The sequence below is a fragment of the Stutzerimonas stutzeri genome (assembly GCF_002909485.1).
GTDB classification, from domain to species: Bacteria; Pseudomonadota; Gammaproteobacteria; order Pseudomonadales; family Pseudomonadaceae; genus Stutzerimonas; species Stutzerimonas stutzeri_AH.
The window spans coordinates 39,276-51,683 of record NZ_PPXG01000013.1 but is presented as its reverse complement, the minus strand read 5'-3'; the positions used below and the strand labels follow the sequence as shown (position 1 = coordinate 51,683).

The window sequence follows — 12,408 nt, the reverse complement described above, 5'->3', positions numbered from 1 at the left end:
TTTGTAGAAACACTACAAGTCTGTTTAGGTTCAACTATATCGCGCTTTACTGCATTACGCAGACTTGTAAAGCTGACTATATATCCTGCCGCTATCGCTCCCAGAAATGTCAGTAAAAAATAAATAAAGGCCACTTTGATTCCAAAGGTAGCTGCAATTAATCCAACCACAACAAAGTTTGTTAAAGGAGCTGAAATCAAAAAACTAAATACAGTTCCAGTAGCAATTCCCATTTGCACCATGCCAATCATAACTGGAATCATTGCAGCACTACAAAAAGGGGTTAAAATTCCCATGAGCGCCCCGATTATCGGGCCTTTACTTTCATGCTTGCTTAACTTTTCTTGTAGCTTCTCCTGTGGCACGTAATGCCGGACAAGGCCAGTAATAATTGCGACTGCGGCAATTATCAATAATAGCCCGCTTCCTATATGCAGGAACTCATCCAAAACTATTCCCCAATCACTTTCTTGCATAATAAATTATCTCCCGATTAATGACATCATTCCAACATACGCACACATGCATGTATGCGCATGTTTGCGTATGTTATGGTTGGTTCAGAAGCCTGTCAAGTAGGAAGTTGCTCGATACGCGAATGAGTTGAGGCTTCTAGCCCGGAATTCTCATGGTTACCCAGCCAGTTTTATTGGGTGCCTATGAGAAGTACGGGCTAGAGCGATAATCAACCATATTTTCCGGATACCCCAAAAATCATCGTGGATACTCGACCATGTATCAGGAAGGAAGCCTGACGCTGGGTCTTTTCTTCGCCATCGAGTCCTACCCTGGCGCCATTCCTGAGATGGACATGGCACAGCAGATTCGCACGGCACAATTGGCTGAAGCTCATAACTTTGCAGCCCTTTACTTCAGGGATGTATTTCTCAATGTCCCGTCTTTTGGCGACGTGGGTCACATCCATGACCTGTGGCCATTCATGGGCTACGTCACGGCACAGACGTCGCGCATCGCGCTCGCAACTGGCAGCGTCATCACCACTCTGCGTCATCCCTTGCTTGTGGCCAAAGCAGCAGCCTCGATCGACCGCTTGTCAAATCAGCGCCTGGTGCTAGGTATCGCCACGGGTGATCGGCCAACAGAGTTCCCGGCCTTCGGTCAGACAATGGATGCGCGAGCCACGTTGTTCCAAGAAGCATTGACTGTGTTGCGTCAAGCCTGGCGTGAGGACTTCCCGGAAATCTCCACGCCCCGAGTGAACTTGTCGGGTGCAGATACGCTGCCGAAACCGGCGTTGAGAGACATTCCCGTGATGGTGACTGGTCATTCACGCCAGTCGGTCGAATGGATTGCCGAGCATGGGGATGGCTGGCTTTACTATCCCCAAAATATCGCGCAGCAAGCCATGACAATCAAGAATTGGCGGTCGCTGACACCAAGATTCAAACCCTTCACGCAATCCTTCTATATTGACCTGTCGGAGAATCCCGATGAACCCCCATCGCCCATCTTCCTCGGGTTTCGGGCTGGTCACCGATTCTTTACTGACTACTTCAGCCGCTTGCGCGATATTGGGGTTAATCATATTGGCCTCAACCTGAAATACGCGACACGTCCGGCGCATGAGATTGTTCAGGAACTTGGCGAGCATGTCGTACCGCACTTTCCGGCGCACGCTACTGCCCATTTGGAGGAGGCGCAGGATGCTGCACGGTCATAAAATTTTTGCCTGGGATCTCGCTTTTACTTCTTCGGCTGGTACCTATGCCTTCGATGTCCAATGCGAAATGCTGGCTGACATCGGTTATGACGGCCTGACCTATGCCGTCTGGTCAGGGAGCCGATGGGAAACCGCAAAGCGTCTATCCACCGTGAAAGATCGTTTCGGTTTGGAGGTCTTTAGCGTGTATGTGGTGATCGACCTGGATCAGGGCCCACAGCATCCCATCAACGCAGGACTCTTGCGGATGCTTGAGGAGATGGAAGGCGTGAAGGCTGTCAATCTTGGAATCAGGACGGCAGGCCACGGTTCAAATCATCGAAAGGCACCGGACGACAAGGTATTGCAGGACTTCCTTGGTCGGGCACTTGAGATTTGCGCACGGCGCGGAATTGACATCCTGCTGTATTTTCATCTGGGCTTCTGGATGGATCATTACTCCATTGCGGCACAGATCTGCTCGGTCGTGAACCATCCGAATCTCGGCATCGTGTTTCCAAGCTATCACTGGTATGGCTACGAAACCAATGCAGGCAGCCCGACGGAGGGCTATCAGGCCGTAGACCCGACGCCAGCGTTAATGGCGTCAACACCCTTCATGCGGGAATTGACTCTCAGCGGCGCAACCCGCAGCCCACTTGGCTGGAGTCGTATTGCCACTTTCGAGGCGCTCGATGCAGGAGAACTCGACAACTTCGCACTTCTTGGACTTGCCAAGTCGTTCGGTTATACCGGCCCCGTCGGCTATGATGGCACATTGGTCGGGGGGAATCCATACAGCACGCTCAAACGCTCCTATGACGCGATGGACGAGATGTTGGGTTTGCTGACAAAGCACCCTGGTTGGGCTAAGCGTGAAACACACCCGTAACCCATGATTGAGCACATCTACATGTCCCAACACCCTTTGATTGCTGCCCAATTGAGGCAGGCGATGCGCGGCGTGGCCTCCACGGTGACGCTAATCACGTCGATCGCTCCCGATGGCCACGGACACGTAATGATCGCCAGTTCATTCGCATCAGTCTCACTGGAGCCGCCCACGGTTCTAGTGTGCATTGGTCAGCAAACCCGTATCCATGGGCCGCTGCTGGCTTCTCGACGGTTCTGCATCAATGTACTCCGCGCAGAACAGGAGGTACTTGCGGTGCACTGCCGTAGCGCCACGGGGACCGACCGTTTCGATCATGAAGCCTGGCGATTTGATGAAGTCAATGGGTTGCCCTATCTGCAAGGGGCGCAGGCTTCGCTGTTCTGTGAGCTGATTGAACACCATGCAGTCGGCACCCACTCGGTAATGCTGGCCAGTGTCGAGCGTGTGCTCACATCTGCATATGCCGATCCACTCGTCTATCTGGATGGCCGCTTCCGGGCCATAGATCCAACCCGTTGAAGATATGCAGCGAAGAATTTCACAACTGCCTCGGCATATCTCTAGACAGCCTGCCGGGTTATGTGGCTGAGACTCTTCGAGCATTAGCCAATGCCCATTCCCCGCTGCCGTCCGATTTCCCACGCCACGCCGCCACCGCGCACCGTCGCGGCAAGTCGCTGCCCCAGTCGCTGTTCAATCACCGGCTTCCACGGCACCAGACTGAACCCCATGCCGTCGTCTAGCATCGCGTAGCGCCCGCTGGCGAGCATGAGGCTGCGCCGGTAGATGCCAGCCACGCGCTGCCCGTCGGTGACGGGCCGATGCGCTAGGCCGATTTCGGCGGCAATATCCTTGGCGGCCTTTGCCAGTTCCCGATTCCGCAGCGTCCCCAGCAGGTTCCGGGCGAGGATCACCCGCTGCCCACGCCGCTGGGCCAGCCCCTGTTCTTCAAGGAAGTCGGCGCGCTGCTGCAAGGCTTCCTTCGTCTCGCCGCCAAAGCCCAGATCGCCCAGCCCCTTACCGCCACCGATCAACTGCTGGTCCAGCCAGGTCGCGCCGATCACGCGGGCCTGCCGCTCGATGGGCAAGTGCGATTTCAGCTCCACCGCCACGCCGCCCAGGCGCTGTGCGTCGTTCTGGCGGCCACGTTCGGCCAGGTCGTCCGGCACCTTCCATAGTCCATCAGCCACACGTTCCACGATGCCGGCCCGGCGCAGGGCTTCCAGTCGGCGGACATGGGCCGCGACGACCTCCTGCGGGTCGCGGCCGGGCTTGGCTCGGCCTTGCTCGATCGCCAGGTGATGATCGGCGCGGTACAGGCCATCGCTCGCCAGCGCGGCGATGTTCTTGTCGGCCGCCCGCACCTCGGTGGAACCGCGTACCTCCACCACGGCTCCGGTGGGATAGTTCGCCAGCTCGACGCGGGCGTTCAAAGCGACGTAGTGGGCCTTGCCGTCCACGCCGTCGATGACCAGATAGCCGCGGTCGTGCAGCTCGTCGGCCAGCCCCTTGCCGGCCACGCGGCCGACGATGGTGCGGCCGTCGTCGCCGGGCTCAAACACCGCCAGCTCGCGCGGCTGGCCGCTCATGGCGCGCTGCATGGTGCGGATGATGTCACCACGCTCGCCCAAGGCGCGCAAGGTCTTCTCCGCGTCGGCATGCACGGCCCAGGTGCCGGGCTGCGTCTCGTCAGCCAGGCCCAGGCGCTGCAAGCGTTGGAGTCGGCCGATCAGCAGCAGCCGCTGGCGTTGCAGGCGGGGCTCATTGAAGCGCTCGATCTGCACCCGGCCATCCTCGCCGGCCTCACGCTGCAATGTGCGGTCGAGGCTCGTCCACCGCTCCTGTTCCACCTCGCGCTGCAAGGTCTGCTGAATCTCCAGTTCGGTGCGCGGCCCCAGCCATTCCGTCGCCAGTTCGGCGGCGCGATGGCGGAAGCCGTGGGCGATGTAGTCGCCCGCGATGATGAGGTCTTTGCCGGTGTCGTCGCGCCCGCGCACGATCAGGTGGGTGTGCGGGTTGTCGGTGTTCCAGTGATCGACTGCCACCCAATCCAGCCGCGTCCCCAGGTCGGCTTCCATCCGGTTCACCAGATGCCGGGTGTAGGTGCGCAACTCCTCAAGCTCGGCACCGTCTTCCGGTGAGACGATGAAGCGGAAATGGTGCCGGTCGTCGTCGGCCCGCTCCTTGAAGGCATCGAGGTCGGCATCGTCAATCTGCGGCCCGTAGGCCCGGCCCGGTTCGCCATCGCGGCCGGCGCCGTCGCGCTCGATGTAGCGCAGGTGCTTGGCGAGCGACTGCGGGCTGGCGTTGCGTTGATTGACCAGTAGGGTCTTGATGGTCACGCGCCGCGACATGGACGTCAGCTTCGCCCCGGCGAAGCGCGCCGCCGTATGGCCGCGCCCCAGGCGCGAGCCGGGCCGCTGGCCGGCGCGTGCGCCGCTGCCGCCGGCTGCGGAATGGCGCATCGAGGACTTGCCGCCGCTGGCCTTGCCCGCCTGCTTGAGTACCTTGGAAACGAAGCTCTGGCCCTGGCCTTTGCCCCGGTTCTTCGGGGCGCTCGGACGCACCCGGAAATCGTCGTCGCGGCGGGCGGTCATGGCTGCGCTCCCTGCAAGCTCTGGCGTGTCCTGTCGTGCGAAGCACGGGGACATGCCTGCATTGGCGCGGGCCTCGCGCCCCAAGCGGCACGGTGGCGAAGCCGCTCCGTGCCGCGCCACCCCCATGTGCAGACAGGCTTTCTACGCGGCCTGGTGCCGCGTCCTTTTGTCTTGCCTTCCGCCTTTGCCCTTCGCTGTCGCTCCGGGCGTCGGCGGCCCGGCGGCGCTGCGCTGCTTGCAACCCGCCCGCCGGCGAACGCGCCAATGGCTGCAGGCCGGGCGCGTTCGAGGCAAGACGCCTGCACGTTGGACGGCTGCGCCGGATGTTGCGCGAGGCGCGGCGCGGATGCGCCCGCGCTGCACGCGCGACGACACGGCGGCAGCCACCGGAACGACATGCCCGATGGCACGATGAGATGCACGGCAACGTGCAGCGAATCGGCGGCCATCATGGGCGTGTTTCCAGCCAGACCGGATACGCGACGCCGATCACGGCGGATGCGCTGACCGGCCCGAAATAGCGGCTGTCGAACGACGCTGGATTGGTCACGCTCAACAGGAACAGCTCGCCCGATTCGAGGCGGCGGCAAAGCTGCAAGGATGGCAGCGGCCGGCCCAGCCGGTCGGCAGGCAGCGCGGCGGCCGCAGGCACGCCGTCGATGCGTACCTGCCCGGCGACGATGCAAACGTGTTGCGGCGCGACCGCGCCCACACGTTTGAGCAGCGGAACGCGGGTCGGCAGGTAGCCGCGCTGCGCAGCCAGCATGGCGGCCCTGTCGGGCAGCGGCACCAGCACGATGCTGTCCACGGACAACGGACGTGGCAGCGAGGCGGTGCGCGGGTCGAACGGTTCGATGCGATACCAGCCGACCGCCACGCTGTCGGACGGGTTGTAGGTCAGACGCGGCAGCGGCGACACGAAAGCCGCCCAGGCCAGCGCAGCGAGGCCGACGGCGGCGAAGCCCGCCAGCACGATGCGAACGCGCAGGCGCGAGCGAGGTTGCGGCGCGACTTCGTGCGTGCATGGGGTGTTGGATTGGGTCGTCATGGCAGCGCCTTTCCGGCCAGCCAGGCGGCGTGCCGCTCGGCGGTGTATTCGGGCAGCGCCAGGCGGGCCGCCAGACGGTTGCCCAGCGTGCGCCAGTACGCTGGCGACACGTCGATGGCGGCGATGCCTTGCCCTTCGATGCCGTCGATGCGTTCCAGCACGGCACGCACCGCGTTTTCGCCTTCGGCGTGCAGCAGCAGGCGTGCGCCGGGCCGCACGCCGGGGATGCGCTGCATGTCGTCCAGCGGCGTGGCGGCTTGCATCACCATGAGCTGCCAGCGGATCGTGCCGTAGTCGTTTGCTTCCCAGCGCACGCGGCAGAACATTGCACGCGGCAGGAACACCGCGCAGCGCCGCCAGCGGTCGAGCCGCAACGTGCGTGCCGGTTCGCCGAAACGCAGGTAGAGCTTGAAGCGCGGTTCGATGTAGGCGAGCGATACGCGCGTCAGCGGCACGCTGCCGGCCTGGCCGGCGAGCGTCGAAAGCGAAGGCGGCGGCGCAGCAGCCGGTGCAGCCGTCGCCGCGTGAGCGGCAGGCAAGGCGGATGCGTTCATGGCAGGTTCTCCGGGCGCTTGTCGGGGAACTCCCGTTCCAGCAAGCCGCGCAGCAACTCGGCCACGGTCACGCCCTGGCCGAAGGCGGCGATCTTGATGCGTGCACGTAGCGCGGGCGTCACGTCGAGCGTCAGGCGGGCCGTATAAAGGTCGCCCTTGTTGAGCGCATCGGCATCGCCCTGGCGAATCCACGCCTCGGCGTGCGGATTCGCGGGCGGACGTGCGCCGATGCCGACGCGCTTGCTGCGCGGGCTGCTCATGTCGGCCACCGCAGCAGTTCATCGGTGAGCACGGCGATCTCGCGGGCGGCGGCGCTGTCGGGCGCCGTCTCGCGGGCGAGCCGGCCAGCGGCCACGCTGTCGGCGAAGACGATGCGCTGGCGCACTTCGCTGCGCAGCGCCGGCAGCGGCTGTTCGGCCAGCGATTGCCGCGCTTCCCTGCCGATGATGGTGGTGCTGACGCGCCGGTTGATGACGAAGGCCGCGTGCAGCGCAGGCCGGAACACCTGCGCTTCGCGGATCAGCGCCACCATCTCGGCGCTGGCCCACAGGTCATACGGACTGGGCTGCACGGGAATCAGCACGCGCTCGGCCGCCAGCAGCGCGGAACGCGCCAATGCGGCGATGCGCGGCGGGCCGTCGATGATGACGTGATCGGCGCGGCGGGCCAGCTCCGGCGCTTCCTGATGCAGCGTCTCGCGGGCGAGGCCCACGGTGCTGAACAGCCGGGGCAAGCCCTGCTGGCTTCTGCGCTGCGTCCAGTCCAGTGAGGAACCCTGCGGGTCGGCATCCAGCAGGATGACGTGCAGACCGCGCATCGCCAGTTCGCCCGCGATGTGCGTGGCGAGCGTGGTCTTGCCGACGCCGCCTTTCTGATTGAGAAGCGCGAAGATCATGACGCGGCCCTCCCTGCTGGAAAGCCGGGCTTTGCCTGTCCTGCGAAACGGGGTTCGCCGTGCCGTTTGGCGGTTGTCCACCGAAACGGCGCGCTTCTACTAAAAGTTATGTATTTACTGTTAGGGAAGTTAAGGGGCGAGAAAACCCAGCAACGGCGCGGGTTTGCAGCCGATTTTTTTGCCTGATAGCACGACGATTTGTTGCCTGATAGCACGAGTCCTCTGTTGCCTGATAGCACGAGTGAATTAACAGGTTTTCCCGCAGTTATCCCCGTGCCGTGGGCGGCACGGGCCGGAATGTCAGCAGTTCGGTTTTCTCGCCAGGCATCCGCTCGATGCCCAGGACGTAGCCGGGCAGCGATTGCCGCGCCACCAGCGCGCGCAGGTCGGCGGCGAAGTCGTAGAAGCGCGCCACGCTGCCCGACTTGCGGTACAGGTGCTGGAAATCGAATTGCCAGCCATGTTCCTGCCGGCCGCCATGCTTGCGCACCAGGCGATACAGCCACCGCTCGATGCCGCCCGTGAGCCGGAAATACGTCGGGTGGATGGTTAGCACCAGGGCCGCGTCCACCACGCCCGCATAGAACCAGTCCGGCAGGATCAGCTCGATGCCCAGCGGCGTGCCGCTGGCGTCGGCCAGCTCCTTCCACTCGTTGATCCACGAGAAGCGATGCAATCGCCTTCCCGTGGTTTCTCGAATGGACGTGGCCACCGTGGTCGATTGCAGCCGGTCGAGCGCGGCCTTGAGGCGCTGGTAGTCGCGCAGCGACGTACCGCGCCCGATGAAGCGCAGGATCTCGTAGGGACGCACCTGCATCAGCCGCGAGGTCGGGATGCCCGCGTCGCGGGCTTCCACGATCTGGCTGGCGGCCCAGATCAGGATGTCGGCATCCCATATCGTGGCGATGCCATGTTCCTGTGTGCCTTCCACGCGGATGGTGATGCTCCCGCTGCGGAAATCGATCGGCGCGGTGCGCCGCGACTTCGCCAGCGAGAAGAACGGAAAGGCCATCAAGTCCTGGCTGTCGCGCGGCGCCATGTCGCCCGGCAGCGCGCGGAACAGGTCGAGCTGTTCGCGCTGCGGCAAGGCGTGCCCTGGTGGGCGGAACATGGCGATGGCCACCGACGATGCGCCGATCAGCGCGCACGGCTGTCAGCCGAGTGGTGCTCGGCATATTCGGGGTCGGAAGTGGTCTCGAAGCTGCGCGTTTCCGCCCAGGCATCAAGGTCGGCCACGGCGTACATCACACGGCGGCCGAACTTGCGGAACTTCGGGCCGCCGCCGATCACGCGCTGTTTCTCCAGCGTGCGCGGTGACAGGCGCAGGTAATCGGCAGCTTCATCGTTGGTGAGATAGCGTTGGGGGTGTGCGGGTGTGGCAGCGGGAACGGCGGCAGGCCGCAAGGGAGCGGGTCGCATGGGATGTACCTCCATCGGTAGGTAAAGCCCGGCCACACAGCGCGACCGGATGGAGGCAGTCTCAAGAAACTTGGGGTTCTTGCTCAGGGACGTTCTGCAGGGGATGCGAAACGTCCCCCCTCATGCGGCGGAACGGGGGGAAGTTGCGCCAGACGGCGATAGCCACCGCGCATCAGCCCATTGGCCCGGCGCACCAGCCGCCGCACGCGGGCGCGCAAAGCGCTGTCGGCGTGCCAGTCGGCGGCAACGGCATCCACACCAAACAGCCCTTCGGCCACCTCCCGCAAGGACGCACCCGCCAGGGTCGCGTCCAGCGCCTGAAGCGTGTGCAGTTCCAACAATGCGGACAGCGGCGGACGTGGCCGGACGGTCGCCGCAGGTACGGCACCTGCGGCTACGGCGATCTTGTTCAATTCGCTCACCAGGGCTGCATAGCGTTCGCAAGGTGCGACGCAGGCCCGGATGGCATAGGCGTAAGCCATGCCGTCGGCCAAGCCTGGCGCGAGCACGAAACGCAGGCAGCAGCCGGGCCAGCGTGCCACCAGCACCAGGCGCTTGCCGTCATGGATCAGGTGTTTGTGGCCCGGCAGCTTCCAGAACGCAAAGCACAAGGCATCGGGCGGCGGATCGGCATCCGGGTAGAGCTGCACCACGGCATCGTGATCGGGGAACCAGGCCGGGTGTGCATCCCGCGCATCCAGGGCGGGATCTTCCAGCAGGCGCAGCCCCCAATGCCCGGCGGCATCCGGTTGGCGACGACGGCGCAGCCAGTCGCGCTGGTAGTCTGGATGACGGCGCAGGTACTCCCAGGCCAGCGCCGGGCCATCCAAGTGCAGAACGTAGAGATAGGCCGCCGTGGCATACCACGGCTCGGCACTGCGATCAGCCATACGGCAACCTCCCTGTGCTGGGGATGCGTCGCCACGGCGAAACGGCGTGCTACGAGGCCATCGTCAAAACGTCATGGGTGAAGCGTAAACTGGCAGTGTCAAGACCGATGAACTCCGATACGTTGCTGAAATCGTCCGAGTGCGACGGCGGCAACGCACTCCAATGGCATGCCGCGTCGGTCAGCTTGCCGCAGCCCGCGCCAGGCATCATGACCGTTTCGATCTGGCACGCACCGCTTCGGTGCAACACTGCCAATTCAGACCGAACGGGTCACAGACCAGACCGAAATAGACACAGTGCGCCACCGCTTCGCGGTGGCCCTCAATCGGTGATCGAGCCGTTGTCTTCGGCCAGCCGCAGGTATTCCGACAGCCGCCGCACCGGCTGGAAATAGCGATCCCGCATCACGGACTGCTGCCGCGGCCCGACGATGGCGGCCAGGTCGGACAGCTTCACCGTTCCCAGTGCAGGCATGCCAATCCCCAAGCCGATCAGGCCGTGGGCAGTATCGCCATCGGCTGGGTCGAGCGAAGCCAGCAGCCAGGTGGCATGCGCATCCGGGGTGAACAGGCGCACCACGGGCTGCGGGTCGGTGTCCTGCCCGGCAGCGCGGGCCTGGCCGTTGGCCAGCAGGCGCGTGCGCTCGTCGGCGGTGATGAGCGGGGTCATGGCTGCACTCCCACGCATGCACGAAACATCAGGGACGCTTTACCGCATTCCCTCGAAAGCGCAGATGCGCAAGCCCACGCATCCGCAAAAGCGTAGAAGCACGAAGGCACATGCACGGAAGTCAGGAAAGACACGGATCAGGCTCTCCGCTTTTGCTGAAAGCCGCCAATGCGGATTTCAGTAAAGGCACAAACGGAAAAATGAACACTATAGATTGTAGCCCTATAGGGCGCAACAGGTTGTCATTCTGGATTTTGGGGAAAGTTCAGAATGACAGCATTCAAGCCATCGTTGCCCGATGCACTACGGCGGATCAGAAAGGCGCGTGGCCTGAGCCAGGAGGCGTTCTCGGATGTGTCCAGCCGAACTTACCTCAGCTCTTTGGAGCGAGGGCTGAAAAGCCCAACATTGAATAAAATTGAAGATGTTTGTGCCGTGCTGGATGTTCACCCACTCACGCTGCTGGTCCTTGCGTATGCAGGCAGTGATCCCAAAAACGCCCACGAACTGATGGATCACATTGCTCGGGAAGTTTCATCATTTTCCGAGCATCTGAATAAATAAAAGGAGGTGAGTCGTGTTCAAAATTACCGGACTGGATAAGCTTCAGAAAAACCTGAAAGATGCGCAGCGCGCCTTGAGTGAGTTAGACGGCGAACTGGGGGTCGTAAACTTTGATCCAAATGATCCCGCCAGCATTGAGGGCGCAATTCAATCGGTCAATCGAATGATCGACGACCGCTTAGGAGAATATTCTTCGAACCCTATCGTTGGCCCTCTCGCAGAACAAATGAAGGAAAAGTATCGGGAGAGTATTCTTGAAAAAGCGGCAGAAGCTAGATTGAAGTCGGATGGGGATGATTGATGGCTAAAGACTTATTCTCGGAAATAAACAATGCAGTTCTAGATTTGCAGTCCTCACAGCTTCAAACTTACGAAAGACCTCTCAAAAAATTGGCTCAACTGCTACGACATCCCGACCTTGAGCCATACAACGCCGAGCTCACGGAAGGTCTCGACGTTGAGGCGTTCATCGCTGAAAGTGAAAAGTCTGGGGGCAGCATGATTGGAAGCGCCCAGCTTGCTTGGCCAGACGACCCCAAGCAGGCGCTGGGGTTGACGTTGCTTTTAATCGAGAAGCTGGCGGCAGATCCCGGCTACGCTACCAATTTCGGACACCATTTTTTCTATTCCGGAAAAAAGGTCATTGCTGGAATTCACGCACTTACTGGCCAGCTAATCATTCCCTTTGTGCGGGATTACAAGAGTTATATCCAGACCAAGGGGAGCACGGATACCATGTTAAAAGCTCAATTTTCGCGCAAAGTCTTTATCGTTCATGGTCACGACGATGGTGCTCGTGAAACAGTGGCACGATTTCTTGAGCGAATCGGGCTTGAAGCCGTCATCTTGCACGAACAGGCTAACCAAGGACGAACAATTATCGAAAAAGTGGTTGCTCACAGTGATGTTGGTTTCGCAGTAGTTCTGCTTACTCCAGACGATGAGGGCTGCGTAAAAGGAGGAACACCTGAGCCCAGAGCCCGTCAGAATGTGCTTTTGGAGTTGGGGTACTTCATTGGTCGCCTAGGCAGAGACAAGGTATGTGCTCTCAAACGCGGGGCGGTGGAAATTCCAAGCGATTTCGCCGGTGTTGTTTGGGAGACGATGGATAGCGGCGGGGGCTGGAAACAGGCACTCGCGCGTGAGCTTGAAGCTGCCGGTCATAGCATCGACTGGAATAAGGTCATGCGTGCATAGAGTTGTGCCCCGCCGTAAT

16 protein-coding genes are annotated in these 12,408 nt (G+C 61.7%); 6 read left to right on the top strand and 10 right to left on the bottom strand.

All coding sequences use genetic code 11. From position 1 onward, the window contains the following. Window positions 1-476, bottom strand: a 476-nt coding sequence (locus CXK91_RS22400) for a permease (protein ID WP_181004006.1), incomplete at its 3' end; no start/stop codon positions are given. 257 nt (window positions 477-733) lie between these two features. Between CXK91_RS22400 and CXK91_RS22395 the strand changes: the two genes are divergently transcribed. Genes CXK91_RS22395 through CXK91_RS22385 form a run of 3 tightly spaced genes read left to right on the top strand, consistent with a single transcriptional unit; the run spans window position 734 to window position 3,074 of the window. Beyond that, complete coding sequence (locus CXK91_RS22395) at window positions 734-1,681, top strand: LLM class oxidoreductase (protein WP_008294927.1); 948 nt, start codon at window positions 734-736, stop codon at window positions 1,679-1,681. Continuing rightward, window positions 1,665-2,552, top strand: coding sequence for a sugar phosphate isomerase/epimerase family protein (locus tag CXK91_RS22390; RefSeq protein ID WP_004350834.1), 888 nt, complete (start codon window positions 1,665-1,667; stop codon window positions 2,550-2,552). The genes CXK91_RS22395 and CXK91_RS22390 overlap by 17 nt, the downstream gene beginning before the upstream one ends. A 3-nt stretch (window positions 2,553-2,555) precedes the next feature. After that, entirely contained in the window at window positions 2,556-3,074 is a 519-nt protein-coding gene (locus CXK91_RS22385) for a flavin reductase family protein (protein ID WP_023660031.1), read from the top strand. An 83-nt stretch (window positions 3,075-3,157) separates the two neighbouring features. Here CXK91_RS22385 and CXK91_RS22380 read toward each other — a convergent pair whose 3' ends face one another. The 9 genes from CXK91_RS22380 to CXK91_RS22330 form a co-directional block, all read right to left on the bottom strand. Further along, window positions 3,158-5,152 carry a relaxase/mobilization nuclease domain-containing protein gene (locus CXK91_RS22380; protein ID WP_008294925.1) on the bottom strand — a complete coding sequence of 665 codons (1,995 nt, stop codon included), beginning with the start codon at window positions 5,150-5,152 and terminating at the stop codon, window positions 3,158-3,160. Window positions 5,153-5,600: 448 nt separating this feature from the next. After that, window positions 5,601-6,200, bottom strand: coding sequence for a S26 family signal peptidase (locus CXK91_RS22370; protein ID WP_023112221.1), 600 nt, complete (start codon window positions 6,198-6,200; stop codon window positions 5,601-5,603). After that, window positions 6,197-6,754: a DUF2840 domain-containing protein gene (locus tag CXK91_RS22365; protein WP_021204046.1), complete on the bottom strand. Its 558-nt coding sequence runs from the start codon at window positions 6,752-6,754 to the stop codon at window positions 6,197-6,199. Before CXK91_RS22365 ends, CXK91_RS22370 begins: the two co-directional genes overlap by 4 nt. Next, a complete protein-coding gene (locus tag CXK91_RS22360; protein ID WP_023094609.1) occupies window positions 6,751-7,014 on the bottom strand; it encodes a hypothetical protein in 264 nt (87 codons plus the stop codon). Before CXK91_RS22360 ends, CXK91_RS22365 begins: the two co-directional genes overlap by 4 nt. Then, entirely contained in the window at window positions 7,011-7,649 is a 639-nt protein-coding gene (gene parA / locus CXK91_RS22355; RefSeq protein ID WP_021204048.1) for a ParA family partition ATPase, read from the bottom strand. Before parA ends, CXK91_RS22360 begins: the two co-directional genes overlap by 4 nt. 265 nt (window positions 7,650-7,914) lie before the next feature. Next, window positions 7,915-8,760, bottom strand: coding sequence for a replication initiator protein A (locus CXK91_RS22345; RefSeq protein WP_034000471.1), 846 nt, complete (start codon window positions 8,758-8,760; stop codon window positions 7,915-7,917). A gap of 26 nt (window positions 8,761-8,786) precedes the next feature. After that, window positions 8,787-9,068, bottom strand: a complete 282-nt coding sequence (locus CXK91_RS22340) for a helix-turn-helix domain-containing protein (protein WP_028624778.1) — start codon at window positions 9,066-9,068, stop codon at window positions 8,787-8,789. Between the two features lie 83 nt (window positions 9,069-9,151). Then, window positions 9,152-9,958: a DUF2285 domain-containing protein gene (locus CXK91_RS22335; RefSeq protein ID WP_028624777.1), complete on the bottom strand. Its 807-nt coding sequence runs from the start codon at window positions 9,956-9,958 to the stop codon at window positions 9,152-9,154. Window positions 9,959-10,280: 322 nt separating this feature from the next. Beyond that, entirely contained in the window at window positions 10,281-10,628 is a 348-nt protein-coding gene (locus CXK91_RS22330; RefSeq protein WP_028624776.1) for a DUF2958 domain-containing protein, read from the bottom strand. A 270-nt stretch (window positions 10,629-10,898) separates the two neighbouring features. Here CXK91_RS22330 and CXK91_RS22325 point away from each other — a divergent pair, with 270 nt between their 5' ends. The 3 genes from CXK91_RS22325 to CXK91_RS22315 are packed head-to-tail and all read left to right on the top strand — an operon-like array spanning window position 10,899 to window position 12,389. Continuing rightward, complete coding sequence (locus CXK91_RS22325) at window positions 10,899-11,192, top strand: helix-turn-helix domain-containing protein (protein ID WP_028624775.1); 294 nt, start codon at window positions 10,899-10,901, stop codon at window positions 11,190-11,192. A gap of 13 nt (window positions 11,193-11,205) precedes the next feature. Then, window positions 11,206-11,493 (top strand): hypothetical protein, encoded by a 288-nt coding sequence (locus CXK91_RS22320; RefSeq protein WP_028624774.1) that lies wholly within the window; start codon window positions 11,206-11,208, stop codon window positions 11,491-11,493. After that, window positions 11,493-12,389, top strand: a complete 897-nt coding sequence (locus CXK91_RS22315; protein ID WP_028624773.1) for a TIR domain-containing protein — start codon at window positions 11,493-11,495, stop codon at window positions 12,387-12,389. Before CXK91_RS22320 ends, CXK91_RS22315 begins: the two co-directional genes overlap by 1 nt. Window positions 12,390-12,408: the final 19 nt, after the last annotated feature.